Source organism: Marinomonas sp. (assembly GCF_039940335.1).
GTDB lineage: Bacteria > Pseudomonadota > Gammaproteobacteria > Pseudomonadales > Marinomonadaceae > Marinomonas.
The window spans coordinates 233748-259191 of sequence record NZ_JBDVGW010000005.1; the positions used below are offsets into that span (position 1 = coordinate 233748).

The following is a 25444-nucleotide window of genomic DNA, read 5'->3' on the forward strand; positions in this document are numbered from 1 at the left end:
CTCTAAAGCTTTTTTTTATCACCAAAAAATCACTCCTCGCTTGGCGTGGCAATCAAATAACTATTTGGCATATTTATACACAGTATTTCTACTCACCCCAGCTTCTTTGGCGGTTTGCGTAACATTTCCATTGAACGCCTCTAGCAGGCGAGGGATTAGACGCTCTAGAGGCTCGATGACTTTTGCAGGTTGCTCAAGCTTCTCGGGGTCATCCGCAGGGAAAGCTAAATCCTCAAAAAAGTCATCCGGCAAATGCCAATCTTCCAATTCTTCACCATCCGCCATGGCTAAACCGACTTTGAGTACGTGAGCGAGTTGACGCATGTTACCCGGCCAAGGGTGTTGTACAAGTAAATCCAGCATGGCTTGAGAAAGTTCAGGCCCAGCCTCTTCAAGTCGCAAACGATTATGTAGATATTGAATTAGCCTTGCCTTATCTTGCCGATCCCGTAACGCTGGCAATTCAATATTAAGGCCAGATATTCGATAATAGAGATCCTGTCTAAAATTCCCTTCTTTTACTTCGTTCTTCAAAGCGCGGTTGGTCGCTGAAATAAGCTTTATGTCTACAGGATAAACTTCTGTCGAACCTAAAGGCGTGACCACTCTTTCCTGCAGCACGCGTAGTAGGCGAGACTGGACAGCCGTGGGCATCTCGCCAATTTCATCGAGAAACAAGGTGCCACGATGTGCACGGCGAATCAGGCCAATAGACCCTTTCGTTTGCGCTCCTGTAAAGGCACCTTTTTCGTAACCAAACAGCTCAGATTCGACTAATTCCGCTGGAATCGCAGCACAGTTCACCGCCACCAGCATTTCTTGGCGACGCGAGCTATGGTAATGAAGGCTCCGAACAAAAATTTCCTTACCGGCCCCTGTTTCACCGTGAATTAAGATAGGAATGTCTTTTTCCATTATTTTATGGGCTTGTTTGACGATACGCTCGACATGCTCATCCCCGTGTTGTAGCTCTGTTAATGGGATAACATTGTCCGGTATGCGACTCATTTCTATCCTTTGATTCTCTTGTTTATGGTTGACCTTCATTGCCCCTTGTTGAGGAGCAACATACCCGCCACGCTGGCGAAAGTCGGGGACTTTCATAATCTGCTGGACTGGCGGAATGACTTTGACATAAAACTGATAACGGCCCATCGCCAGAAGTTTCATGGGTAATCGACTAGGATGATGTTTGATTTCACGCATTTCTACGTCGAAAATCTGGTTAATATTGAGTAAAGCTAGATCTCTAGCGAGCACAACTTCCGCCCGTCGGTTTGCAGAGACAATCGTACCGTTCTCGTCCAACACCAATATGCCTGACCAGTGGCTATCTAAACTGACAACATTGGTATTAAAACTGAGAATAAAATGCTCTTGCTGAAAAGCAGAGAAGATAAGCCGATTCTCAACGCTCAAAGACATGAGTTTGACCATTCCTAACGTATGGTCTTGGGGCAAATAAGCATCGGAGGAAATATCCAACACGCCTACCAGGTCATTTTGGGTGTTATAGATAGGCGATGCAGACCCCACCATGAAACGATTCGCTCGTAGAAAGTGCTCATCTCGACCAACTTGTATCGCCTCCCCCGTAATCAAAGCGGTGCCAATGGCATTGGTGCCAGCAGCCATTTCCGTCCATTGATTACCACCTACCAAGCCATGCTCGGCGGCGCTACCGAATCTCGGCTGCCCCCACGTATTTAGCACATGGCCTTGGCGGTCAGCCAATACAATCATGCAGGAAGAATTACTAAGAATATTTTCATAGTAAGGCAAAACTTCGTTTTCTGTGGTTTCCAAGAGACTGCGATGTTGATCAACTAGGTCATTTAATGGGCCTTTCGCTAACGAAGAAAAATCGGGACGACTACCATGCTCTAAACCAAATTGTTCACAGCGATACCAAGAAGCCTGAATTAATTCTTTATGTTCTTGTTTATCTTCATTTTTATTTTTTTCATCAGACATCTTTGTGTCTTTGAATTGATTATTTTTTGTTGGCATTTACAGCTCCAGATTCACTGGGGGCATTCTTATTTTTATGGCTAACCGGAATAGGTTGCTAAGCTCTAAATTTCGTTATAGCTGTTCACTAAAACTGTTAAAAAGTGTTCACTTTGTCAATTCACTGTAAACACTTTGAACACAACTGAACAGCATTTTTTCAGATGTGAAATTCATCAACACTTCAAGAAACAGCGAAAAAACCTCATATATTTCATGTAGATAGAATAAAAAATGGAGTGTTAATTTATTTTGGCACGGCATTTGTAATGTATAAATCAACATCACGTGTTCTTTTTTGATCCTGTTCAAGGTCAGATGTGTTCACGTAGACAAAACAATAACAACAAGAAAAAGGTACTCTCAATGTCTTTAACGCTGCAGAATGTCTCGCGCGTTGTTGACGGAGAAACATGGATCGATGAGGTCAATCTGACCCTAGAACCAGGCTCCTTCAACGTTTTACTGGGCAGAACACTATCCGGTAAAACCACGCTGATGCGATTAATGGCCGGTCTCGACCGCCCCTCCACTGGCAAGATCCTCATGAACGGTGTGGATGTTACAGGGGTTGCTGTTCGTGAACGCAACATTTCCATGGTATACCAACAGTTCATCAATTACCCCAATCTAACTGTCTACGAAAACATCGCATCACCGTTACGGCTCGCCAAAATGGCTGACGCGGAAGTAGACAAACGAGTCCGCGAAACTGCGGCCATGCTGCGCATTGATCCCTATTTAGATCGTCTACCCTTACAATTGTCTGGTGGCCAGCAGCAGCGTACCGCCATGGCCAGAGCCCTGGTCAAAGATTCCCAAATTATTCTTTTCGATGAGCCTTTGGTGAACTTGGATTACAAGTTAAGAGAAGAGTTACGTCAGGAATTAAGAGCCCTATTTAAAGCCCGCAATTGCATTGCAATCTACGCCACAACGGAACCAAACGAAGCGCTTGCCTTGGGAGGCAATACGGCAGTTCTGCACGAGGGGCGCTTATTACAAATGGGGCCTACGGCTGAGGTTTACCATCAACCGAAAGACATCATTACTGCGGAAATGTTTTCTGAGCCACCAATCAATGTAGTGCCTGGGCGAGTCAGCGAAGAAGAAGTCACCTTTGATGATACGGTGCATTTTCGTCTCAATAATGATTTACGTCGTCTGCCTCCGGGTGAATACCAATTTGGGGTACGCGCTTCCCATATCGGTTTGGTGCCCCATTCCGATGATGATCTTGAACTTCCTGTTCGAGTCGATCTGGCTGAAATCAGTGGTTCAGAAACATTTTTACACGTGCACAACTCTCATTTTGATTTAGTACTACACCTATCTGGTGTACACGCTTATCAGGTTGATCAGGAAATCAAAGTCTATTTCCCTACGCACAAACTCTATGCCTTTGATCATCAAGGTCAAATGGTGCATTCCCCAGCACGCATGAGGGAGCAATAATCATGGCCGAAATTACCTTAAATGCTTTAGCTCATACTTACTCTGACAACCCGAGCAAACCAGAAGATTATGCCATTCGCGAAATGAGCCATGTCTGGGAACAAGGGGGAGCGTTTGCACTACTGGGCCCTTCTGGCTGTGGTAAATCCACCTTGCTGAATATTATTTCTGGACTGCTTGAGCCCTCCGATGGAGAAGTATTATTTGACGGTAAGCGTGTCAATGAACTGAAACCGGAAGAGCGTAACATCGCTCAGGTGTTTCAGTTCCCAGTGGTCTACGACACCATGACGGTGTTTGATAATCTGGCCTTTCCGTTGCGCAACATCGGCATTCCTGAATACAAGGTAAAGTCGAAGGTTCATGAAGTGGCGGAAATTCTAGAGCTTTCCGATCAACTAAAACGTAAAGCCAAGGGTTTATCAGCGGACCAAAAGCAGAAAGTCTCTATGGGCCGCGGCTTGGTACGTGATGACGTGTCTGCCATTTTGTTTGATGAACCACTGACCGTCATTGACCCTCAGCTGAAGTGGAAATTACGCCGTAAGCTAAAACAGATCCACGAGCAATTTAATATCACCATGGTGTATGTCACCCATGATCAGCTCGAAGCGTCTACCTTCGCCGATAAAATCGCCGTTATGTATAACGGCCAGATCGTCCAATTTGGCACGCCAAGAGAGCTTTTCGAAAATCCAGCTCATACCTTTGTAGGTTACTTCATTGGCAGCCCTGGCATGAACTTCTTTGAGGCGGACCTAGAGGAAGGCTTAACCTTTGGTAACCATCAAATTGCTGTCAGCGACGCTATGTTAGCGCGTTTAAAAGCCATGAATGTGAATAAAGTTACAGTTGGTATTCGACCTGAATTTGTTCATGTTTGGGACGGTAAAAGTGATGATGCTTTTGCCGTCGAAGTCGACTTCGTTGAAGACTTGGGCACTTATAAGATTTTGTCTTTCCTCTTTAATGGCCAAGCCATGAAAGCACGCCTAAGCGAAGATCAAGTCATTCCTTCTGGGCAGGTATACGTTAGCTTCCCAGAGCAATGGACGAAGATTTACGTTGACGAATATCTAGTGGAGCGTCCACAAGCCACATCCGCGACTGAGCAGGAGGTTTCTCATGCAAACTAAGGTTGAAAATAACAAGGCTTGGTTCCTTGTACTGCCTGTGTTTTTGATTGTGGCGTTCTCAGCCATTATCCCTTTAATGACGGTGGTCAATTATTCGGTACAGGACATCTTTGATCCCTATACCCGCTACTTTGTTGGTACAGAATGGTTTAAGCAAGTCATTCTCGACAGTCGCTTACACGAAGCGTTGCTTCGCCAATTTTTGTACTCCTTCACAGTTCTGGCCATTGAGGTACCCTTGGGGATTTGTGTGGCCTTAATGATGCCCACAAAAGGGCGTAGTGCCTCCCTAGCGTTAATATTGGTCGCCATTCCGTTACTGATTCCATGGAACGTTGTCGGCACCATCTGGCAGATTTTCGGTCGTGCCGACATTGGTCTTTTCGGCGCCTTCATGAGCAGCATTGGAGTAGATTACAACTATGCCTCAAACCCAACTGATGCTTGGCTAACCGTAGTACTAATGGATGTTTGGCACTGGACACCACTTGTGGCGCTATTGTGTTACTCAGGTCTGCGTGCAATTCCCGAGGTTTATTACCAAGCCGCACGCATTGATCAGGCCTCGCGCTGGGCCGTGTTCCGCTACATTCAGCTGCCGAAGCTAACCAACGTGCTGATTATTGGTGTGCTATTGCGCTTCATGGACTCTTTCATGATCTATACCGAGCCTTTTGTATTAACCGGCGGCGGCCCTGGTAGTTCGACGACTTTCTTGAGTCAGTCCTTGGTACAGCAAGCAATTGGACAGTTTGATCTAGGTCCTGCAGCCGCTTTCTCGCTGGTGTACTTCTTAATCATCCTATTGGTGTGCTGGGTGTTCTACACCACCATCATGAACATGCAAAAAGACAAGTAGGAGCCGATCATGACACAAGCATCTATTACTCCCAGATCAGCACAAAACAAAGGCACAGCGACACAGGCCCCAGTGCACAGTAAAGCAGAACGTAAAGCTCGTAATGCCACCTTAAGAGGCCGCTTCGGCTTAGTACTCTATGTGGTGCTTTTATTGTTGCCTATTTATTGGTTAATCAACATGTCGTTCAAGACCAATACCGAAATCCTGAGCGGCCTGTCCTTTTTCCCAGCGGATTTTACGCTGGAAAATTACGCTAAGATTTTTGGTGACCCAACGTGGTACATGGGTTATGTAAACTCTATTTTCTACGTTTCCATGAACATGGTCATCAGTCTGATCGTCGCCTTACCAGCGGCCTATGCTTTCAGTCGTTATAAGTTTATTGGCGATAAGCACATGTTTTTCTGGCTACTGTCTAACCGTATGGCACCACCAGCAGTGTTCCTGTTGCCATTCTTCCAGCTTTATTCGTCTGTTGGCTTATTTGACACCCACATTGCCGTCGCCCTTGCCCACTGTCTTTTTAACGTGCCACTGGCGGTATGGATCTTAGAAGGCTTTATGAGCGGCGTCCCAAGAGAAATTGACGAGACCGCTTATATCGATGGCTACACCTTTCCGAAATTCTTTGTGCGTATCTTTATTCCTTTGATCCGCTCAGGCATTGGCGTTACCGCTTTCTTCTGCTTCATGTTCTCTTGGGTAGAGTTGCTACTGGCGCGTACTTTGACCTCTGTGGAAGCAAAACCTATCGCGGCCATCATGACCCGTACTGTGTCGGCTTCTGGGATGGATTGGGGGCTGCTCGCCGCCGCCGGTGTGCTAACCATTATCCCGGGTATGTTGGTCATTTATTTTGTTCGTAACCATGTCGCGAAGGGTTTTGCCCTTGGCCGAGTATAAGGAGAACCCCGATGGCTTGGATGTCTTGGACACTACCAACGGCAATGTTTTTTATCACCATTGCGGTCATTTTGATCTCGATGACCGCGTGGCAAATCATTTCACCCTGTATAGAACGCCGTGGTTTCTTGCCATTGGCCACTACGCGCGGTGACCGCTTATTTATAGGACTGCTTAGCAGTGCTTTTATCCACCTTGCGTTCGTTGCATTAACGGACGTGAATATCGCGGTGGCAACCGCCCTATGTGCCATTTGGATGATCGTCCTAATGCGCTGGGGTTAGTCTCGGCGTCCCTAGACACTAGGAACGATGGAATATCTGGCTTGGAAGCCAATCACTATTAACTTTGTTGAGGTAAATCATGCACTACAATAAGAAAAAAATTGCACTAGCCGCCTTACCCCTAGCTGTTATGCTGCATTCTGCATCATTATGGGCAGACGCCTATTCTGACGCCGCAGAAAAGTGGGTAGAAAACGAATTTTCTGTTTCAACGCTGACTAAAGACCAGCAGTTAAGTGAAATGCAATGGTTCACAGAAGCCGCGAAAAAATTCCGTGGTATGGAGATCAACGTTGCATCCGAAACCCTTACGACACACCAATACGAATCTCAGGTGTTAGCAAAAGCCTTTGAGGAAATCACTGGCATTAAAGTGAACCACGATCTGATTCAAGAAGGGGACGTGGTTGAAAAGCTACAAACTCAAATGCAATCAGGTCGTAATATTTACGATGCTTATGTAAATGACTCCGACCTTATTGGTACTCATTTCCGTTACGGTAAAGTTGTGCCAATTTCAGACATGATGACTGGAGATGGCAAAGCTTTCACCTCACCGACGCTAGATTTGGAAGACTTTATTGGTCTTGATTTCACGACAGGTCCAGATGGCAAGCTATACCAACTGCCAACTCAGCAATTTGCTAACCTGTATTGGTTCCGTGCGGATTGGTTTGCTCGTGAAGACCTCAAAGCGAAATTCAAATCCATTTATGGTTATGACCTAGGTGTACCCGTTAACTGGTCTGCTTATGAAGACATTGCGGAATTCTTTACCGATAAAGTAAAAAATATCGATGGTGAGCGTGTTTACGGCCACATGGATTACGGTAAAAAAGACCCTTCTCTTGGCTGGCGTTTCACCGATGCTTGGTTCTCTATGGCCGGTGCCGGCGATAAAGGCATTCCAAATGGTTTACCGGTGGATGAATGGGGTATTCGTGTAGAAAACTGTCACCCTGTTGGTTCAAGCGTGTCTCGTGGTGGTGCTACCAATGGCCCAGCGGCCGTTTACGCGACCACCAAATATGTGGATTGGTTGCGTAAGTACGCGCCACCAGAAGCACAAGGTATGACCTTCTCTGAATCCGGCCCAGTACCGGCTCAAGGGGGCGTTGCACAACAAATTTTCTGGTACACCGCTTTCACGGCCGATATGACAAAAGAAGGCTTAGCCGTTGTGAACCCTGATGGTTCTCCGAAATGGCGTATGGCGCCATCTCCTGTCGGGCCATACTGGCAAGAAGGCATGAAAAAAGGTTATCAAGACGTGGGCGCATGGACTTTCATGAACTCCACACCAGATGATCGCCGTCTAGCGTCTTGGTTGTATGCGCAGTTCACTACGTCTAAAACCGTTTCTTTGAAGAAAACCTTGGTGGGCTTAACGCCGATTCGTGAGTCTGATATTAACTCACCAGAAATGGCTGCTGCAGCGCCAAAACTGGGTGGTTTGGTTGAATTCTACAAGGGTCCTGCCCGTAAAGAATGGTCGCCAACGGGTACTAATGTGCCTGACTATCCAAAACTGGCACAGCTATGGTGGCAATACATTTCACAGGCCGCAAGCGGTGAAGCAACACCACAAGAAGCGCTTAATGGTTTAGCGGAAGCGCAAGATAAAGTCATGACTCGCCTTGAACGTGCAAAAGTTCAAGACATTTGTGGCCCTAAATTGAACGAACCTCGTGATGAGGCATACTGGCTAGCACAGCCAGGCTCACCAAAAGCTAAGCTTGCTAATGAGAAACCACAAGGAAAAACGGTTTCTTATGATGAGCTACTTCGCTCTTGGGAATAAGCTAGAGCCTAGTCACTCCCATTGATTTGGACCGGCCTTGCGCCGGTCTTTTTTTTGGCGGATAAGGAAACCACGCAGCAATGTTAGAAATAGGTTGCATCAAAGCTATTCGTTCGTTTCTATAAACACACGCTGCCACTATCTAATCCACTCATAAATACTATCCATGACGGAGAGAAAGCCTATGCAACTCATCATCGCGAATAAAAATTACTCATCTTGGTCATTACGGGGCTGGTTGGCACTAAAAGCGTTTAATGTGCCATTCGATGAAATCCAATTGAGCCTAGAAACGGAAGAGTTTTACCAAACCCTCGCACAGCACACTAACGTGGGTAAAGTACCAGTACTGATTGATAATGATTTGACTGTCTGGGACTCTTTGGCCATCTGTGAATATGTTAATGAAGCGTATTTACAAGGCAAAGGCTGGCCTGCAGACAAAAACAAACGTGCGGTAGCTCGCTCTATCGTTGCAGAAATGCACTCTGGATTATTGGCGATTCGTAACGAAATGCCCATGAACTGCCGTGCGACACGTCGTATTGAACCGACTGAATCCGCTCTTCAAGAAATTGCCCATGTAGATGGCATGTGGTCAAAATTGCGGGCTGAAAATAGTAAAGAGGGTGATTACCTGTTTGGCGACTTTAGCTTAGCTGACGTATTTTTTTCGCCACTTATCTTCCGCTTCATGACTTATCGTGTCGTCGTATCTGACTCAGTAAAAGCCTATATGGACACTATGTTTTCTCATCCAGCTATGCAGGAATGGTATCAGGCGGCACTTTCCGAAACAGAAATCGTTGCCTCAGATGAAGCTGGTGAACCAGTATAAATCTTCGCTTGGTCGGTGGTTAACTTGGCTCAAAGAGACACTGATTAGCTTTCGATAAAATCGAAGTGTGTATTTTTTGAACAGTTGGTGTCAGCCTTTGGAGCGCTTTTGTAATGTAATTTTAATTAAGTGTTATTTTGTATCTATATTGAGACATGAACAGGCAATCTAGGGATAATGCCCCTTATTGCATTAACAAAACTCGACTTTATTGTTCTCAAGGAGACACAACATGCCTTTTAATAAGAAACACTGCGCATTAATGACAAGTGTTTTAGCTCTTTCAACGGTTTCTTCTCAACTAATGGCAGAAACCCAGGAAGGCTTTACACTGACGCCAAGCATCGGCTACTACAACATGGACAATAAACGTGGTGTTGATAACGAAACCGCTTTGTCTCTTGGTTTAGGTTATCAGTTCAACTCCCCTTGGGCGGTTGAGTTTACTTACCTAAACGCTGACAGCAACACACTTAGCGGTGGTGCTGATGTGGATGTCGATCAATTGCGTCTTGACGCTCTATACCACCTTGCTAGCCGCGAAGGCCTAACGCCTTACCTAGCAGCAGGTGTTGGTTCAACAGACTTCAGTAGCCCGACCAACCTAGACAACACTCAACTTAATGCGGGTGGTGGTATTAAGTATGCCATCAACGACCAAGTTTCATTACGTGGTGACTTCCGTCTACTAAAAGATACCGAAGACCACCACCTAGATAACCTGACCACTCTGGGTGTGCAATTCACATTCGGTAATAAAGCAAGTAAGCAAGAAGAAGCGGTGGCACAACCTGTTGCCGTTGTTGCAGAAGAGCCTGTAGAGCAAGCACCAGTTGATACAGATGGTGATGGCGTTGTAGACGCAAATGACCAATGTTTAAGCACTCCAAAAGGCGCTGCCGTATACGCTAATGGTTGTGAGCTTGATGGCGACAATGATGGCGTAGTGGATCGTTTAGATCAGTGTTTAACGACACCAAATGGCGCCTCTGTAGATGCTAAAGGTTGTGCTCTTGATGGCGATAAAGATGGCGTTGCGGATTACAAAGACCAATGTTTGTACACAGCAGCAGGCGCTAAAGTGAACGAGCAAGGCTGTCATGAAACACTAAGCAGCACTAAGACCGTGAGCTTAGACGTTCAATTTGCTAACAACTCTGATGCAGTGGATGCGAAATACTTCCCACGAATCGAAGAAGTAGCAACTTTCCTCACCGAGTACCCAGAAACCAACGTTGTGATTGAAGGTCACACTGATGACCGTGGTTCTGCTGCTTACAACCAACAACTTTCTGAAAAGCGTGCTAAGGCAATTGCCAATGTACTCGTTGAAGAATTTTCTATTGCGGAAGATCGTGTAGCAGCTATTGGTTACGGCGAGTCTCAACCAAAAGTGGATAATGATACTGCAGCCAACCGTAACATTAACCGTCGAGTAGTTGCCGTTGTTTCTGCAACCGTTGAAGAAGCGGCTCAGTAAAGAAAAACGACCTACTGATCAAGCCATACCCTAAGCTTAGGGTATGGCTTTTTTATGATTGTAGATATTGCTCAACTCCTTGCGCAGCCAGAACACCCGTTGCAAAACAAGCCGTTAATAAGTAGCCACCTGTTGGCGCTTCCCAGTCCAACATCTCTCCAGCACAAAATATCCCGGGTATGTTTTTTAGCATAAGATGCTCTGTAACGCTCTCTTCACACACGCCACCAGCACTCGAGATGACCTCTTCAATGGCTTTCACTTGATCAAAATGTACGACCACACGTTTCAAACTTGCAGCAATTTTTTCAGGTGTGGATAAATTCTCTGGCTTAGTCACTTCATGCAGTAACGCCACTTTTACACCACCTAAATTCAAGGTGCGTTTGATGTACTTGGAAAACGATTCTTTGGCTTTACGATGAGACAGTTTTTTCACCAACTGAGAATGATCGAGCTGTGGCAATAAATCGATCACTAGCTGAGCTTGTCCGCGCTGTTCGATCTGATCCCGCAGGTATTTAGAGAAAGCGTAGATTAAGCTGCCTTCCATACCATCTTGGGTCAAAATACACTCGCCTTTCTTTGACACCTCTACCCCTTCGATCGTCGTACAACGAAACGCCACGCCTTTAAGAGGAGAGCCAGCAAACTTTTCCTTAAGGAAATTGCTCCATGGACTGTAGAAACCACAATTAGCACTTTTCAAAGGCTCAATCACTACCTTATGTTTTGCAAGTGCCTGCTGCCAACGGCCATCTGAGCCTAGCTTTGGCCAGCTTGCTCCCCCCATAGCCAAAACGAATGCATCTGCTTTGGCGACGGTTTCTTGATTATCATGGGAGAAAACAGCGTATGTGGATTCGATAGCGAGCATTTTTTGGCGCATATGAAACACTACGCCCATTTCTCGTAAGCGTTTCAGCCAATTACGTAGCAAGGGAGCGGCTTTCATATCTTTTGGAAAAATACGGCCAGAGCTCCCAATGAAAGTCTCAATTCCTAGGCCATGAATCCAATCTTGCAATGTATCTGCATCGAATTGACTGATGGCTCGGTCAAGCCAATTGGCTTTATCGTAATATCGTTGGATGAAAGCATCATAGGGCTCTGAATGGGTAATATTCATGCCACCCACACCCGCTAATAGGAACTTACGGCAAGCACTGGGTTTGGCATCATAAACATGCACTTGATACCCCTGTGCACAAATACGCTCTGCGGCCATAAGGCCAGCAGGCCCTGCTCCTATTACAATGACTTTCTTTGGCATCGATCGACTCATAAATACTGGAAAACAGGCATCATAAAGAAAAGTAGCGTCAGTACCAAATGATTATAAACTAATAGGTTAACTCGTTTTGCCAAGTTACGCCGTCTACTAACACCTTAGCAGGCGTACCGGCCGCGATGCTGCCCGCCGTCACAGATTTAGTAAGAGTCGAGTTAATGCCAACCACACAGTCATCTCCAACCTGTACGCCCTTTAGTACGGTTACATTATCAGCCAGCCAAACACGATTACCAATGTTAATGTTTTGAGCTGGGTTAATGCGCTGCCCTGATTTCATAATATTGTGTCCATCACTGGTCATGACCTTAACATTACGAGACAGCATACAGTTTTTACCGAGTGTTAAATGTGTCCCTTTTTCCCGTGCCGATAAATAGCAATTTTCACCGATTACACAGCCGTTATCGATAGAAACAACACAATCATCACCTAGAATCTCAATGTGTACGCCTTTAAGGTTCACTCCAGACGCTATTCGTAATTGGTTATTCTTGCCCTTCATAACAATTGTGCAGCCTCGGATACGTACACCTTCTTCAATATCAAGGTGGTATTCACCTTTAAGTTTTAACTTGTTGCGCAATGACAACAAGAATGTCATGAACATGTCCATACAGGCTCCTTAGAACTCGTCTATATCATTCACACTTTAATGCTAGGTCGAAGACAACTTACGAATACTCGCTTCAAGCTCTTCTTCAATAAGGTAAAAAGGTGTATCTATTGGGATTGCCTTATGTTTTTCGTCATTATAGGAGTGGCTATAAGGGTAACTTTTAACAGGAATCAATGAAAAAGTGGGAACCCCCATATAAGCTGACAGATGCTTAATCCCTGTATCCATCCCAATGAACATAATGGCATCTAAAAAATATAAAGGTAGCTCATTTAAAGGTTTTTCAACGAATGTTACGGGGGCTTCCAGTTCGATGAGTTTTTGTTTCATCGTCTGATCCACCTTGGATTTGCTTAGAGGGTAAATAATCTCAATTTTTTCAAATCGCGTCTTAACTTTTGTAATCAATTTCAGGAAGTCTTCAGGTTTACATAAATGATCAAAGGACGAGGACGCCATAGACATGACAAAATAGCCCTTCCTTTGCTCCACTACCTGCTGATACTGCTCATAAGAAGGAGGACTTTTTCTACCAGTGCCAATAGCCCACCAAATTTCATTTAGGCTTGATTGTAAAATATTCTTATCGACGAACTCATCTGGAATTTCTAAGTCTCTGTTTTTTGAAGAATAGAAAGTAAACTTTAAGGTTAGGTCAATAAATTTCAAGGCTTTTATAACCTTACCGACTCGCCTTACCGGGCATAACTCTATGATGTAGTCGGGCTTTATTCTTTTTAGTGCCTTATAGAATGAAATGATGCCTTTAAGCGATCTGTAATCCACTCCAAAAGATGAAAACTCGAAACCCTCCTTATCTTTTGCGAAAAGCTCATGTTCAAATAGGCCAGCATGCTTCTCATGCACACCAAAGTGGATGTCTACATCACCCAACAATTCCCTGATATAGGGGAACGTCATAACACTAACGATACAGTCCCCCATCCCTCTATTGTTTAGCACCAAAACTCTTTTATTCATATCTATCCTTTTCTGTAAAACTACGTCATGTTGTCAATATCCATCTACCTTTCGGCATGGAAGAGGTGCTCAAATCTAAAATAACCGTAGGGTAAATCTACTTAATGTTTAATCCGCATACAGTGCAAGCAAGTTCCTAATTTACCTATCATCAACGCTATGTTCTAATTCTTATCAATTGTATTGAAAATTTGACCATATTACAGGGCTTTAGGACATCACATGAAACATCCATGGCTTGCGAGCATGAAAAACCTTTGGTTTGAACAAGGGGCATACGTTACAAAAAAGGCCCGTGAGTATATCACCTCTGACTTCTCTCCAGAGGGCGTTAAAAAAATAGCTGTAATTCGCCACGCAGCACTTGGTGATCAAGTCATTTTAAGGCCTTTCTTAATCGAAGCGAGACGTTTCTTCCCGAATGCCGAGATTACGCTAGTAGGTGTGTCAAACTATCAGTACGGTATGCCGATTGATCTGGTTGATAAAACTCATATTATGCCGGGTAAAGGTGATACACAGCACCAAGGCGTGAAAGCAAAGTTTGCGAATATCAAGGAGCTTGGTGAACAAGACATTATTTTTGACCTTGCTGGTACAAATCGCTCCTATTGGATGACACTGCTTACGAAAGCCAAATTGAAAGTAGGCTTTCCTTATAAGCCCTTACATCGCGGCACCCTATATAATTTGTGTGTGTGGCGTTCCGACTTTCAAGCGGAGGTTGAAACTATGCTCGACATGCTGAGAGTTTTGGGCCATAACCCACCGCGTCGACTCGATTTCGCCTACCCAGACCATCAAGTGCTTTGCGAAAAAGAAAAACCGTTTATTCTGTATTTCAATGGTGCTTCGCAATTAAGAAAAATTTTAACCAAAGAACAAATGCGCACTGTAATGGTAAAGGCCATCGAGAAATTCCCTGATCATCAACACGTGTATTTAGAAGGTAAAAATGACTTTGAAAAGGGCGATTATCTAGAAGACCTAGTGTCGTCAGCGAGAAACTTTTCTATTCAGCCTTGTCTTGACCTTGATGAGTTGGTGACCTTGATTGCGAAAGCCAGTCTTCTAGTTGCACCTGATACAGGTGTGCGCAATATTGGTATTTCAACACATACACCAACTGTCGGTATTTTCTTTTCTACCGTGCCATTTCGCTACACACCACGTTATGAGGATCATTATATTGTCATGCGTCCTGATGCAACGACACCCTCTGCCGACGAAATAATACAAGGTATTCAAGACGCCCTATAACCCCCCATTAGCTAGACTTTTACATAATAAGAGTCTAGCTAATTCTATTTTAGGGTTTCTCCCCACCCTGCACTCCCCCAGTAATCGCGATACGCATCGCTTCTTCAACGCCAATATCCAGCTCTGTTAAGCGGTCACGGGAGACGTAAGCGGTAATCCCACCGATTTGATAACTTAGAGGAATGTAAACTCCCACTAGATCTTGTTCTTTAAACAGCCGTTGCCCAGTTTGCTCACCGGTGACAAAGCCAATCATTTGTGCCCCGTTCATTTCCAAGGCCACCACGCTTTTCATGTCATTTTTTTCAGATAGATTAAAGACCTTCATCATGTCTTTAATCGCGCCATAGAGAGATTTAACTAAAGGGATACGTTCGAATAAGTTATGGCTCAGCTTTATCAGATAGCGAATACCGTACAAGTTAACCAATAAGCCAATCAACACTAGACTCACAAGGCTGGTTAATACTCCTAGCCCCAAAAAGTAATAGTCCTCTGGCATTACCCATAATAATAGTGACTTAGTCACTTCCTCAGCCTTGGAAAGTAGCCAGTAGATTAAATAAACCGTTAAGCCTATCGGTAGTACCGCTGCAAGCCCTTTTAATAATAAAGACATCAATTTATTCATGATCACATCGCCTTATTCGCTGAAGATTTTCCCACATTGTACGCCAACTAGAGCAGGGAATACTCTAGATTAAGCGGCCATTTGTTCTCTGCCACAACAAAAGATTGCTCATCGTCCGGCCACCTTATACTCTTTCTCACTATTAACTTTAAACAACTTGTTAGGAGCCTGCTGGTGAATTACAAACGCCTAGAAACTTTTGTGTGGGTGGCTACTTTGGGCAGTTTCCGCAAAACAGCGGAACGATTGCACACCACACAACCTGCCATCTCAGCACGCATTACGGGATTAGAAAGCGATTTGGGGGTAAAGCTATTTGAACGAGAAGGTGGCTCTAGTCCTATTATTTTGACGTCCAAGGGCAAAGAGTTGCTTCCTTATGTCGAAAAAATTCTTTATCAAACAGAGCAGCTCAGAAAACGCGCAGAAATCTCGACCGCTTATTCGGGCGTGCTTCGACTCGGTGTTTCTGAAACCATAGTCCATACTTGGCTGCCTGACTTCCTGTCCCGTTTACACAAAAACATGCCGAATTTAGACGTCGAAATGACGGTCGACATCTCTAGTGCTTTAGCGGTGGCACTGAAAGAAAGAACCCTTGATTTGGGCCTTCTCATGGGACCAATATCTGAGCCTAATATAGTCAATAGAGAGCTATGTACCTTTCCGCTTTCTTGGGTGGCCAGCCCACATCTAGACTTACCTGATCGCCTGCTCTATCTGGAAGAGCTTACTCAATGGCCCATCATTACTTACGCCAAAGCCACAGGCCCTTATGTAGAAATCAATCAAAAACTGAGAGAGCTTGAAGGGCCTGCGGTACATTTTTTTGCTTCCACTTCCTTATCTGCTTGTCGCAGTTTAGCCATCGATGCTGTGGGAATCTCAACCTTACCAGATGTGATCATTGGTAAAGAATTAGAGCGAGGCACGCTGAAAAAGCTGCGTACTATTTGGTCTCCAAGCCCTTTGAAATTTACCGCATCCTATTCTAATGACCCTTTTAACCCATTAGCAGAAGTGGCCGTTGAGTTCGCTGTAAAAGCGGCACAGGAGTATGAAAGAAAAAGCATTCGATAAATATTTTTTATCAAACAAGCAAAAAAAACACGATTAGACTTTCCTCTGCCACAACATCTACTCTTGAATGTAAGAAATGTGGCAAGAATGAGGAATAAGCACAATGAGTCTATCGGCAGCACCACTATTGCAACAAACCTATGAATTGCGTCAAGCCATTCGAAGCAAGCGCCATACTGGCCCGACCAGCGGTCTAGCTACAGGGGCGATGCAAGGCAATGTAGTTATTTTACCGGCCGATTGGGCGAATGATTTTTTACTGTTCTGCCAAAAGAACCCTGTCTCCTGCCCTCTCATTGGCGTTTCAGAAGTCGGCAGTTTCAAACTGCCAGAACTTGGTCAAGACATTGATATGCGCCACGACATTCCTGAATACTTTGTTTACCGCAATGGTGAAAAAGTTGAAAGCCGTAGCGACATTGAAGATTTGTGGCAAGACGATATGGTGGCCTTTGTACTAGGTTGCTCTTTCTCATTCGAACATGCGCTATCACAAGCGGGTTTGACACCACGCAATATTGAAGAAGACGTTAATGTATCCATGTACGAGAGCAATATTGCCACCGTACCGGCAGGACGTTTTTACGGCAACACTGTGGTCACCATGCGTCCATACCAACCCAAAGATGCCATTCGTGCCATACAAATCACCACGCGCTTTCCTAAAGCTCACGGCGCGCCTTTACATTTTGGTACCCCAGAAAATATTGGCATTAATGACCTAACCAAACCAGACTTTGGTGACTCGGTGAGCGTAAAAGAAGGTGAAGTGCCTGTTTTTTGGGCTTGCGGTGTGACCCCACAAGTGGCACTACGCAATGCCAAGCCACCCATTTGCATCACCCATGCACCTGGCAAGATGCTCATCACCGATATTCTAGATACGGATTTATCCGTTCTTTAAAACGATTGCTTTACCACCTGGCCTTGTCAGGTGTCGGATATACCTAAAACCATAATGAAAAGATAACGCATCATTAAGAGGAAGGAATTATGTTAAAAGTAACCAGTGCTCTACTTATCGGCGGACTTGTATCAACGGCTAGCTATGCTGACAAATGGCACATGCCAACACCTTACGGTGACGGTAACTTGCAAACGCAAATCGCTTATGAATTTGCTCAAGAGATTAAAGACAAATCTGAAGGTAACCTAGACATTACCGTGCATTCTGGCGGCTCGCTGGTTAAACACACAGAAATCCCACGTTCCGTAAAAACAGGTCAAGTGCAAATGGGTGAGTTGTTCCTAGGCATCCTAGGTAATGAAAATCCAGTTTATAAGCATGACAACATTCCTTTCTTGGCCACGACTTATGAAGAAGCTGAGAAGCTATGGGAAGCAGCTAAGCCTTCTGTTGCAAAACAACTCGATAAAGATGGTATGCAACTACTTTATGCTGTGGCATGGCCTGCACAAAGCCTTTACAGTAAAGAGGCAATCAACTCCCTAGAAGATATTGAAGGCGCAAAAATGCGTGCTTACAGCCCATCTACATCACGCCTAGCGGATCTAATGGGTACCACACCAACGACGATACAAACACCAGATATTCCTCAGGCGTTCAGTACTGGCATTATTCAAGCCATGGTGACCTCGCCTTCTACAGGTGTAGACAGCCAGGCATGGGATTATGTCTCACACTTTACGGATGTTAGAGCTTGGATTCCGAAGAACATCGTAGTGGTTAACAAGCGCGCTTTCCGTCGCCTAGATAAAGCCACTCAACAAATCATCCTAGATGCTGCGAAAAATGCTGAGCAAAAAGGCTGGACTGGCGTTGCTGCACGCGCTGCGAAAGACAAAGCGACTCTAATCGAGAAAGGTATGGTAGTTACCGACCCTACCGCTAAGCTAGTTGAAGAGCTGCAAGCCATTGGTAAAACGATGACAGAAGAATGGTTAGCAGAAGACCCTAAAGAAGTTGGCGCCATCTTATCTCGCTACCAAAATTAATTAGGCAATTGCTGTTGTCCTAATACACCGCGTCCTCCTTTCACCGTCTGGCTTGGTTTCTAACTCCTTCGGCCAGGTTAGACGGTGTCTTTTATTCCAAAAAGAGAACACTATGAGCCATATAAAAGAAAAATGTTACCAATGCTCTGGGTTGTTATCCGGTTTTTTCATTGTCGCGATCACCTTACTGCTGCTCGCACAAATCGTTGGTCGACTGTTTGGGTTTATTGTCCCTTCGGCTGAAGATTTTGCCGGTTATTCCTTAGCTGCATCAACTTTTCTAGGGCTTGCTTATACCTTTCGTGAAGGTGGTCATATTCGCGTAACACTGTTAATTCAGCGTTTCTCACCCTTGCCACGACGTATTCAAGAAGGCGTGATTTTAAGTTTGGCCTTTTTCTTACTGTGTTTTTTAAGCTACTCATGCTCCTACATGGTGTACGAGTCTTATATTTATGAAGAAGTTTCCTATGGGTATATTCCTGTGCCTTTATGGATTCCTCAAATTCCCGTTGCCCTCGGTGTCATTGCTTTAAATTTAGCAATTTTAGACGCTTGGATCATGGTCATACGCGGCCAAAAACCTAGCTATTCTGAGCAAGAAGACGCTTTATCCTTGGAGGAAATTTAATGGACATGATGTGGATTTCAATCCTCCTTGCGTTTGGCATGTTTGCCTTGCTTTCTATGGGCGTGTGGGTGTCATTTACCCTGATCACCATTGGCGGTCTAGGACTCATACTGTCAGAGAACTATCAAATTGACCTACTCTTCGCTACCTCCAGTTGGGGTGCAAGTACGGCGTGGTCACTCACCGCTCTGCCGTTATTTATCTGGATGGGGGAAGTGCTGTTTCGAACCCGCTTATCCGAGGATCTCTTTAAAGGCTTATCTCCTTGGTTAGGAGGCGTACCGGGTAAATTGCTACACGTTAATATCTTAAGTTGTGGTATTTTCGCCGCGGTTTCAGGCTCTTCTGCAGCAACTGCCGCCACCATTGGCCGCATGACCTTACCTGAGCTACGTAAGCAGGGTTACAGTGATCGTATGGCCATCGGCACCTTAGCAGGTTCGGGTACGCTTGGTTTATTGATCCCACCTTCCATTATTTTAATTGTGTATGGGGTGGCAGCAGAAGTATCCATTGCTCGATTGTTTATCGCCGGAGCCATGCCTGGGTTGCTGTTAGTGTCATTATTTATGGGCTTCACCATGATTTGGGGCTACCTACACAAAGACGAACTACCAAAAAGCACGGGTCATGAAAGCAGCTGGAGCGCCCGCATTAAAGGTTTACGCCAACTGCTGCCCGTAGTCGGTTTAATCGGTTTTGTGCTGGGTTCTATCTATGGTGGTATTACGACACCAACGGAAGCCGCGGCCATTGGTGTAACCGGCGCGTTAGTACTGGCCGCTTGCACGGGCTCCTTAAGCCGTCACAGTTTTATGGACAGCTTACTAGGAGCCGTAAAAAGCTCGTGTATGATCGGCTTTATCTTAGTCGGGGCACACTTCCTGACCCTTGCTATGGGTTTCCTCGGCATACCTAAAGCATTGGCCGTGTGGATCGGCTCCATGTCTTTGTCACCGATGGAATTGATCTTATACCTCACCGTATTGTTCGTAATATTAGGGTGTTTCTTAGATGGAATTTCCGTTGTGGTCCTGACCGTTGCGGTTATTTTACCTATGGTACAAGCGGCCAATATCGATTTGCTTTGGTTCGGTATCTTCATCGTACTGGTTGTTGAAATGTCGCAAATAACACCGCCGGTGGGCTTTAACCTCTTTGTCATCCAAGCCCTTACCGGCAAAAACATCTTATACGTCGCTAGAGCGGCACTGCCTTTCTTCCTACTCATAGGTGTCGCTATTCTATTAATCAGTGTATTCCCTGAAATAGTGACTTACTTACCAACCACCATGTCCCAGAACTAGTCAGTTAGGACAAGGAGATAATAATGAAATTAAATTGTGATATGGGTGAAGCGTTTGGCGCTTGGAAAATGGGTTTAGATGATCAAATCATGCCGTTTGTTGACTTAGCAAATGTAGCTTGTGGGTTTCATGCTTCCGACCCATACACCATGGCAAAAACCGTCGCCCTTGCTGTTGAGCATAATGTCACGATTGGAGCTCACCCAGCCTACCCAGATTTGGTAGGTTTTGGGCGCCGCAACATGGACATTGCCCCACAAGAGCTAAAAGCCATTATTCAATATCAAGTCGGTGCGTTACAGGGCATTTGTAAAAGCTACAACACGCAAATCAACTATGTTAAGCCCCATGGTGCCTTGTATAACACCATGATGGCAGACTTCTCAGTGCTAGAAACAGTGATGAAAGCCGTGAGTGAATTAGATACAAATTTACCTCTAATGGTCATGGCTGTACCAGAAGCAGAAGAGATCAAAGTCATGGCTGAGAAATACGGTTTAACCGTATGGTTCGAGGCTTTTTCTGACCGTCTCTATACCGACGAAGGCCGCCTTACCCCTCGTAAAGAGCCTCTTGCTGTACATGCTTCTTTTGAACTTATCGAGCAACAAGTTACGCAACTGTGCGAAACCGGCACCCTTACTACTTCATCAGGCAAACAGCTCGCGATTCATGCCGACACCATTTGCGTTCATGGGGACGGCAGCCATGCGGTAGAAGCCGTGACACGTATTCGAGCTTTAGTCGACCAACTTAATGGTGCAGCGGTAAAGTAATCCTATGAAACAACCCAATCAACAACCAGCGATTACTATGCCAAGCATAGAAATGGTGAGCGACCACGCCTGCTTGTTACGTTTCTCTGAAATCATCAATGAGCAGGTGTCGAATCAAATAGCCTTGGTCACAAGTTATCTTAAAGTGTTACCCGGCATCGTGGATCTAGTCCCTTCTTACACCACCTTATTAGTGGTGTTTGATAGCGACCATTTTGACCGCTACGCTATTTGCAAAACCATCCGCGACACCATTACAGAGATTGACCCAGAACAAAGCCTACAGGCCGATATACGTGAAGTAGTGATTCCTGTGTATTACGGTACGGAAGTTGGGCCAGACCTTGACGATGTGGCGGCGCATTGTCAGCTATCCATAGAAGAGATCATTCAGCGCCATAGCCAGACTCTGTATCGAGCCTACGCCATTGGCTTTACCCCAGGTTTTGCTTTTCTAGGCAATACACCCGATGAATTGCATGTCCCTCGTAAAACCACCCCTAGACTGAAAGTCCCCACCGGCAGTGTTGCCATTGCTGAAAATCAAACTGCGGTGTACCCAAGTGTCACACCGGGTGGCTGGCAAATCATTGGCCGCACACCGATTAACCTGATCGATTGGGGCAGCAAAAATCTTGCCCTGATTGCCATGGGTGATGCGGTACGTTTTGAAGCCATTTCCAGAGATGAGTTTTTAGTATTAGGGGGACAGTTAGATGGCTTTTAATGTGGTAAAACCCGGCTTATTGGCATTAGTTCAAGACCTAGGTCGCCATGGCCATCAATCTATCGGCCTAACCACAGGTGGCCCGATGGATGAAATCGCCTTTCGTTGGGGCAATGCCTTACTTGACAACCCAACGAATGCGCCACAAATTGAAATCACTTTCGGCATGCTTACTCTAGAGGCACATGCCGCTACCAGTATCGCCATCACAGGTGCGGACTTAGCCGCCAAACTGAACGATAAAAGCATTGTGCCTTGGCAAACCTACGCCATAAAAAAAGGCGACGTGTTGAGTTTCCAGCAACCGGTCTGGGGGCTAAGAGCTTACCTAGCGGTGAAAGGAGGCTTTTTTTGTGAGCCTATTTTGGGCAGTGTTGCCACCGTCATGCGAGAAAAAGTGGGCGGTCTGACCGGCAAGGGAGACAAGTTGCAAAAAGGCGATCGCCTAGCTTTTACCCCAACGACAGAACACGTACATAGAAACGTGCCACGTCTCGCCATTCCTGATTACAGCCAAACTGAAATCCCTGTGGTATTAGGTTATCAATACCAGTTTTTTTCAGAACGTCAACGAGCACACTTTTTTTCGAGCGACTATAAAGTCTCATCAAACAGTGACCGTATGGGTTACCGCATGGAAGGGGTCGCCATTCACAGTGAACAAAAAGGCATTATTTCGGAAGGCATCGCTTATGGGGCCATTCAAATTCCTAAAGATGGCCAACCTATCATTCTGCTAAGAGATCGACAAACCATTGGCGGCTATCCAAAAATGGGCTGTATTACCAGTGCTGGCGGCGCCATCTTGTCGCAACAAAAGCCAGGAGAATGCGTGCAGTTTACGCCCATCACCATAGATCAAGCGGAACAGCAAAGACATTTACAGATGTCTCGTCTCGCACAGTGGCGCTAGCCATTTTTACGCTCAACCCAATACCTGCCTGACTTTGCTCAGGTAGGTATGCAGTCAAACAATCCCTCCAAAACACCTGATAGTTTTTTATTATTAGAGTGTAAAAAAATAATAATTTTACCAATGCTAAAATATTCCCTACTATAGGTCCTGTTCTTAACACACTTAATTCATTTTTAGGGGAAACAAAATGATCAACACACAAATCAAACCATTTAACGCAACAGCATACAAAAACGGTGAGTTCGTAGAGATCTCAGAAAAAGACGTTTTAGGCAAATGGTCTGTTTTCTTTTTCTACCCAGCTGACTTTACCTTTGTTTGCCCAACTGAGCTTGGTGATGTTGCTGACAAATACGAAGAGCTACAATCACGTGGCGTAGAAGTATTCTCTGTATCTACAGACACTCACTTCACTCACAAAGCTTGGCACGACAGCTCTGAAACAATCGGCAAAATCAAATACTTCATGGTAGGCGACCAAACAGGCAACATCACTAACAACTTCAACGTAATGCGTGAAGGTCAAGGCCTTGCTGACCGTGCTACTTTCTTGATCGATCCAGAAGGTACTATCCAAGCAATGGAAATCACTGCTGAAGGTATCGGCCGTGACGCTGAAGACCTACTTCGCAAAGTGAAAGCTGCACAATACGTAGCCGCTCACCCAGGTGAAGTTTGCCCAGCTAAATGGAAAGAAGGTGAAGCGACTCTTGCGCCTTCTCTAGATCTAGTAGGTAAAATCTAATTTCGATTAGACACTAGCCTAAAGCCCCCTTCTAAGAGGGGGGCTATTTCTAAAAATATTTTTTTACTATCTTATTTCGAAGATACTAGAAATATAAAAATGCAGTAAATAACCACTCAATCATAATGGGTTACATCATGTTAGAAGCAAACTTAAAACAGCAGTTGGGCACATACCTACAGAATATCGTTAATCCGATTGAGATTACTGTGTCCACAAACGGTTCAGAAAAATCATCCGAATTATTAACGTTGGCTCGCGAAATTACCGAGCTAGAAAGCAGCAAAATCACCTTAACTATCGAAGACAATGCCAGCGGTCGCGCACCTCAAATGGCGATCGGTGCCAAAGGCGAGGCTCCACGCGTGCGTTTTGCTGGCATCCCAATGGGCCACGAATTCACTTCATTAGTATTGGCCTTGTTGCAAGCAGGTGGTCACCCATCAAAAGCGGCACCAGAATTATTAGCGCAAATTAAATCTCTTGATACAGAGTTAAACTTTGAGGTGTACATTTCCCTTTCATGCCACAACTGTCCAGACATAGTTCAAGCCACTAACTTGATGGCCGTATTGAACCCGAAAGTGACAGCGACCATGATTGATGGCGCCTTGTTCCAAGACGAAGTAAACGACTTAAACATCATGGCAGTACCTTCCGTTTACTTAAACGGTGAGCACTTTGGCCAAGGCCGTATGACACTGGACGAGATCCTGAACAAGGTTGATACCGGTGCGGCGGACAAACAAGCGGCGGCTTTAGCAGAAAAAGAGCCATACGACGTATTAGTGGTTGGTGGTGGTCCTGCAGGGGCGGCAGCAGCGATTTACTCTGCACGTAAAGGCATTCGTACCGGTGTTGTTGCTGAGCGCTTTGGCGGCCAAGTGGCTGACACCATGGCCATTGAGAACTTTATCTCGGTAAAAGCCACTGACGGCCCGAAACTGGTCGCAGGCCTAGAACAACACGTATTAGATTACGATGTTGATGTGATGAAAACACAGAAAGCAGTGCGTTTAGAGAAAAAAGAATTCGTTGAGCTAGAGCTTGAAAATGGCGCAGTACTGAAAAGTAAGTCTGTCATTCTCGCCACTGGTGCTCGTTGGAGAGAAATGAACGTACCGGGTGAGCAAGAGTATCGCGGTAAAGGTGTTGCTTACTGCCCACACTGTGACGGTCCTTTGTTTAAAGGCAAGAAAACCGCCGTTATTGGTGGTGGTAACTCAGGTATTGAAGCCGCCATTGACCTTGCAGGTATTGTTGAGCACGTTACCGTTCTAGAATTTGGCGACACACTACGTGCCGACGATGTATTGGTGAAAAAAGCCGAATCGCTACCAAACGTCACCATCATCAAGCAAGCGATGACAACAGAAGTACTAGGCGATGGCGAGCGTGTTATTGGCTTGAAATACACTGATCGTAAGACAGATGAATCTCACCTTTTAGATGTCGCAGGTATCTTTGTGCAAATCGGTTTGGTGCCAAACAGTGAATTCTTGCAAGACACATTAGAACTGACGAACCGTGGTGAAATTGTCATCAATAGTCACGGTGAAACGTCTCTACCAGGTGTCTTCGCAGCCGGTGATGTGACAACAACACCTTACAAGCAGATCATAATTTCTATGGGATCAGGTGCCACCGCTGCATTGGGCGCATTTGATTACCTAATCCGAAATTAAACCGGGTACCCCAGAAATGAAGTGAGAACTTCATAGTACGACAACCACCCTCAGCCTAGCTGATGGGTGG

24 protein-coding genes are annotated in these 25444 nt (G+C 45.3%); 19 read left to right on the plus strand and 5 right to left on the minus strand.

Annotated features, from left to right (window positions below):
- Nucleotides 1-60: 60 nt before the first annotated feature.
- On the minus strand, nucleotides 61-1974 hold the full coding sequence (locus tag ABJF92_RS03165; RefSeq protein ID WP_446814395.1) for a sigma-54-dependent Fis family transcriptional regulator: 1914 nt from the start codon (nucleotides 1972-1974) through the stop codon (nucleotides 61-63).
- A 402-nt stretch (nucleotides 1975-2376) separates the two neighbouring features.
- On the opposite strand from ABJF92_RS03165, the gene ABJF92_RS03170 reads away from it, so the two are divergent.
- The 8 genes from ABJF92_RS03170 (at nucleotide 2377) to ABJF92_RS03205 (ending at nucleotide 10769) form a co-directional block, all read left to right on the plus strand.
- A complete protein-coding gene (locus tag ABJF92_RS03170; RefSeq protein ID WP_446814396.1) occupies nucleotides 2377-3465 on the plus strand; it encodes an ABC transporter ATP-binding protein in 1089 nt (362 codons plus the stop codon).
- A 2-nt stretch (nucleotides 3466-3467) separates the two neighbouring features.
- Nucleotides 3468-4601 carry an ABC transporter ATP-binding protein gene (locus tag ABJF92_RS03175; RefSeq protein ID WP_446814397.1) on the plus strand — a complete coding sequence of 378 codons (1134 nt, stop codon included), beginning with the start codon at nucleotides 3468-3470 and terminating at the stop codon, nucleotides 4599-4601.
- Nucleotides 4591-5460, plus strand: a complete 870-nt coding sequence (locus tag ABJF92_RS03180; RefSeq protein ID WP_446814398.1) for a carbohydrate ABC transporter permease — start codon at nucleotides 4591-4593, stop codon at nucleotides 5458-5460. The genes ABJF92_RS03175 and ABJF92_RS03180 overlap by 11 nt, the downstream gene beginning before the upstream one ends.
- Nucleotides 5461-5469: 9 nt before the next feature.
- The gene (locus tag ABJF92_RS03185) at nucleotides 5470-6366 is read left to right on the plus strand and encodes a carbohydrate ABC transporter permease (RefSeq protein ID WP_446814399.1); all 897 of its coding nucleotides are present in this window, start codon (nucleotides 5470-5472) and stop codon (nucleotides 6364-6366) included.
- A gap of 11 nt (nucleotides 6367-6377) precedes the next feature.
- Nucleotides 6378-6650: a DUF2160 domain-containing protein gene (locus tag ABJF92_RS03190; protein WP_446814400.1), complete on the plus strand. Its 273-nt coding sequence runs from the start codon at nucleotides 6378-6380 to the stop codon at nucleotides 6648-6650.
- Between the two features lie 79 nt (nucleotides 6651-6729).
- Nucleotides 6730-8451, plus strand: a complete 1722-nt coding sequence (locus ABJF92_RS03195) for an ABC transporter substrate-binding protein (RefSeq protein ID WP_446814401.1) — start codon at nucleotides 6730-6732, stop codon at nucleotides 8449-8451.
- A 184-nt stretch (nucleotides 8452-8635) separates the two neighbouring features.
- Nucleotides 8636-9289 carry a glutathione S-transferase family protein gene (locus ABJF92_RS03200; RefSeq protein ID WP_446814402.1) on the plus strand — a complete coding sequence of 218 codons (654 nt, stop codon included), beginning with the start codon at nucleotides 8636-8638 and terminating at the stop codon, nucleotides 9287-9289.
- A 232-nt stretch (nucleotides 9290-9521) separates the two neighbouring features.
- Nucleotides 9522-10769 (plus strand): OmpA family protein, encoded by a 1248-nt coding sequence (locus ABJF92_RS03205; protein WP_446814403.1) that lies wholly within the window; start codon nucleotides 9522-9524, stop codon nucleotides 10767-10769.
- Between the two features lie 52 nt (nucleotides 10770-10821).
- On the opposite strand, the gene ABJF92_RS03210 is transcribed toward ABJF92_RS03205, so the two are convergent.
- From ABJF92_RS03210 to ABJF92_RS03220, 3 genes are all read right to left on the minus strand, one after another.
- On the minus strand, nucleotides 10822-12042 hold the full coding sequence (locus tag ABJF92_RS03210; protein ID WP_446814404.1) for a TIGR03862 family flavoprotein: 1221 nt from the start codon (nucleotides 12040-12042) through the stop codon (nucleotides 10822-10824).
- A gap of 70 nt (nucleotides 12043-12112) precedes the next feature.
- On the minus strand, nucleotides 12113-12670 hold the full coding sequence (locus ABJF92_RS03215; RefSeq protein ID WP_446814405.1) for an acyltransferase: 558 nt from the start codon (nucleotides 12668-12670) through the stop codon (nucleotides 12113-12115).
- Nucleotides 12671-12718: 48 nt separating this feature from the next.
- Nucleotides 12719-13660 (minus strand): glycosyltransferase family 9 protein, encoded by a 942-nt coding sequence (locus ABJF92_RS03220; RefSeq protein ID WP_446814406.1) that lies wholly within the window; start codon nucleotides 13658-13660, stop codon nucleotides 12719-12721.
- Nucleotides 13661-13882: 222 nt separating this feature from the next.
- On the opposite strand from ABJF92_RS03220, the gene ABJF92_RS03225 reads away from it, so the two are divergent.
- Nucleotides 13883-14920, plus strand: a complete 1038-nt coding sequence (locus tag ABJF92_RS03225) for a glycosyltransferase family 9 protein (RefSeq protein ID WP_446814407.1) — start codon at nucleotides 13883-13885, stop codon at nucleotides 14918-14920.
- Nucleotides 14921-14969: 49 nt separating this feature from the next.
- Here the strand turns inward: ABJF92_RS03225 and ABJF92_RS03230 are convergent, their stop codons facing one another.
- Nucleotides 14970-15551, minus strand: coding sequence for a DUF502 domain-containing protein (locus ABJF92_RS03230; RefSeq protein ID WP_446814408.1), 582 nt, complete (start codon nucleotides 15549-15551; stop codon nucleotides 14970-14972).
- Between the two features lie 174 nt (nucleotides 15552-15725).
- Between ABJF92_RS03230 and ABJF92_RS03235 the strand changes: the two genes are divergently transcribed.
- The 10 genes from ABJF92_RS03235 (at nucleotide 15726) to ahpF (ending at nucleotide 25374) form a co-directional block, all read left to right on the plus strand.
- Nucleotides 15726-16631, plus strand: coding sequence for a LysR family transcriptional regulator (locus tag ABJF92_RS03235; RefSeq protein WP_446814409.1), 906 nt, complete (start codon nucleotides 15726-15728; stop codon nucleotides 16629-16631).
- A 103-nt stretch (nucleotides 16632-16734) separates the two neighbouring features.
- Nucleotides 16735-17535 carry a putative hydro-lyase gene (locus tag ABJF92_RS03240; RefSeq protein WP_446814410.1) on the plus strand — a complete coding sequence of 267 codons (801 nt, stop codon included), beginning with the start codon at nucleotides 16735-16737 and terminating at the stop codon, nucleotides 17533-17535.
- An 89-nt stretch (nucleotides 17536-17624) separates the two neighbouring features.
- A complete protein-coding gene (locus ABJF92_RS03245) occupies nucleotides 17625-18587 on the plus strand; it encodes a TRAP transporter substrate-binding protein (RefSeq protein WP_446814411.1) in 963 nt (320 codons plus the stop codon).
- Nucleotides 18588-18699: 112 nt separating this feature from the next.
- On the plus strand, nucleotides 18700-19218 hold the full coding sequence (locus tag ABJF92_RS03250) for a TRAP transporter small permease (protein WP_446814412.1): 519 nt from the start codon (nucleotides 18700-18702) through the stop codon (nucleotides 19216-19218).
- Nucleotides 19218-20525 (plus strand): TRAP transporter large permease, encoded by a 1308-nt coding sequence (locus ABJF92_RS03255; RefSeq protein WP_446814413.1) that lies wholly within the window; start codon nucleotides 19218-19220, stop codon nucleotides 20523-20525. The genes ABJF92_RS03250 and ABJF92_RS03255 overlap by 1 nt, the downstream gene beginning before the upstream one ends.
- 23 nt (nucleotides 20526-20548) lie before the next feature.
- Nucleotides 20549-21301 (plus strand): 5-oxoprolinase subunit PxpA, encoded by a 753-nt coding sequence (locus ABJF92_RS03260; protein ID WP_446814414.1) that lies wholly within the window; start codon nucleotides 20549-20551, stop codon nucleotides 21299-21301.
- A 4-nt stretch (nucleotides 21302-21305) separates the two neighbouring features.
- Nucleotides 21306-22028, plus strand: coding sequence for a 5-oxoprolinase subunit PxpB (pxpB, locus tag ABJF92_RS03265; protein WP_446814415.1), 723 nt, complete (start codon nucleotides 21306-21308; stop codon nucleotides 22026-22028).
- Entirely contained in the window at nucleotides 22018-22941 is a 924-nt protein-coding gene (locus ABJF92_RS03270; protein ID WP_446814416.1) for a 5-oxoprolinase subunit C family protein, read from the plus strand. Before pxpB ends, ABJF92_RS03270 begins: the two co-directional genes overlap by 11 nt.
- A 190-nt stretch (nucleotides 22942-23131) precedes the next feature.
- Nucleotides 23132-23689 (plus strand): alkyl hydroperoxide reductase subunit C, encoded by a 558-nt coding sequence (ahpC, locus tag ABJF92_RS03275; protein ID WP_446814417.1) that lies wholly within the window; start codon nucleotides 23132-23134, stop codon nucleotides 23687-23689.
- Nucleotides 23690-23826: 137 nt separating this feature from the next.
- Complete coding sequence (gene ahpF / locus ABJF92_RS03280; protein ID WP_446814418.1) at nucleotides 23827-25374, plus strand: alkyl hydroperoxide reductase subunit F; 1548 nt, start codon at nucleotides 23827-23829, stop codon at nucleotides 25372-25374.
- Nucleotides 25375-25444 lie beyond the last annotated feature (70 nt).

What these genes read in the sequence shown, in the direction of transcription:
- ABJF92_RS03250 (WP_446814412.1), top strand. Translation starts at nt 18,700, where the DNA reads ATGAGCCATATAAAAGAAAAATGTTACCAATGCTCTGGGTTGTTATCC.
- ABJF92_RS03230 (WP_446814408.1), bottom strand. Translation starts at nt 15,551, where the DNA reads ATGAATAAATTGATGTCTTTATTATTAAAAGGGCTTGCAGCGGTACTA.
- ABJF92_RS03185 (WP_446814399.1), top strand. Translation starts at nt 5,470, where the DNA reads ATGACACAAGCATCTATTACTCCCAGATCAGCACAAAACAAAGGCACA.
- ABJF92_RS03215 (WP_446814405.1), bottom strand. Translation starts at nt 12,670, where the DNA reads ATGTTCATGACATTCTTGTTGTCATTGCGCAACAAGTTAAAACTTAAA.
- ABJF92_RS03175 (WP_446814397.1), top strand. Translation starts at nt 3,468, where the DNA reads ATGGCCGAAATTACCTTAAATGCTTTAGCTCATACTTACTCTGACAAC.
- ABJF92_RS03170 (WP_446814396.1), top strand. Translation starts at nt 2,377, where the DNA reads ATGTCTTTAACGCTGCAGAATGTCTCGCGCGTTGTTGACGGAGAAACA.
- pxpB (WP_446814415.1), top strand. Translation starts at nt 21,306, where the DNA reads ATGAAACAACCCAATCAACAACCAGCGATTACTATGCCAAGCATAGAA.
- ABJF92_RS03220 (WP_446814406.1), bottom strand. Translation starts at nt 13,660, where the DNA reads ATGAATAAAAGAGTTTTGGTGCTAAACAATAGAGGGATGGGGGACTGT.
- ABJF92_RS03190 (WP_446814400.1), top strand. Translation starts at nt 6,378, where the DNA reads ATGGCTTGGATGTCTTGGACACTACCAACGGCAATGTTTTTTATCACC.
- ABJF92_RS03180 (WP_446814398.1), top strand. Translation starts at nt 4,591, where the DNA reads ATGCAAACTAAGGTTGAAAATAACAAGGCTTGGTTCCTTGTACTGCCT.
- ABJF92_RS03165 (WP_446814395.1), bottom strand. Translation starts at nt 1,974, where the DNA reads ATGTCTGATGAAAAAAATAAAAATGAAGATAAACAAGAACATAAAGAA.
- ABJF92_RS03195 (WP_446814401.1), top strand. Translation starts at nt 6,730, where the DNA reads ATGCACTACAATAAGAAAAAAATTGCACTAGCCGCCTTACCCCTAGCT.
- ahpC (WP_446814417.1), top strand. Translation starts at nt 23,132, where the DNA reads ATGATCAACACACAAATCAAACCATTTAACGCAACAGCATACAAAAAC.
- ABJF92_RS03245 (WP_446814411.1), top strand. Translation starts at nt 17,625, where the DNA reads ATGTTAAAAGTAACCAGTGCTCTACTTATCGGCGGACTTGTATCAACG.
- ABJF92_RS03270 (WP_446814416.1), top strand. Translation starts at nt 22,018, where the DNA reads ATGGCTTTTAATGTGGTAAAACCCGGCTTATTGGCATTAGTTCAAGAC.
- ABJF92_RS03240 (WP_446814410.1), top strand. Translation starts at nt 16,735, where the DNA reads ATGAGTCTATCGGCAGCACCACTATTGCAACAAACCTATGAATTGCGT.
- ABJF92_RS03225 (WP_446814407.1), top strand. Translation starts at nt 13,883, where the DNA reads ATGAAACATCCATGGCTTGCGAGCATGAAAAACCTTTGGTTTGAACAA.
- ABJF92_RS03200 (WP_446814402.1), top strand. Translation starts at nt 8,636, where the DNA reads ATGCAACTCATCATCGCGAATAAAAATTACTCATCTTGGTCATTACGG.
- ABJF92_RS03255 (WP_446814413.1), top strand. Translation starts at nt 19,218, where the DNA reads ATGGACATGATGTGGATTTCAATCCTCCTTGCGTTTGGCATGTTTGCC.
- ahpF (WP_446814418.1), top strand. Translation starts at nt 23,827, where the DNA reads ATGTTAGAAGCAAACTTAAAACAGCAGTTGGGCACATACCTACAGAAT.
- ABJF92_RS03205 (WP_446814403.1), top strand. Translation starts at nt 9,522, where the DNA reads ATGCCTTTTAATAAGAAACACTGCGCATTAATGACAAGTGTTTTAGCT.
- ABJF92_RS03260 (WP_446814414.1), top strand. Translation starts at nt 20,549, where the DNA reads ATGAAATTAAATTGTGATATGGGTGAAGCGTTTGGCGCTTGGAAAATG.
- ABJF92_RS03210 (WP_446814404.1), bottom strand. Translation starts at nt 12,042, where the DNA reads ATGCCAAAGAAAGTCATTGTAATAGGAGCAGGGCCTGCTGGCCTTATG.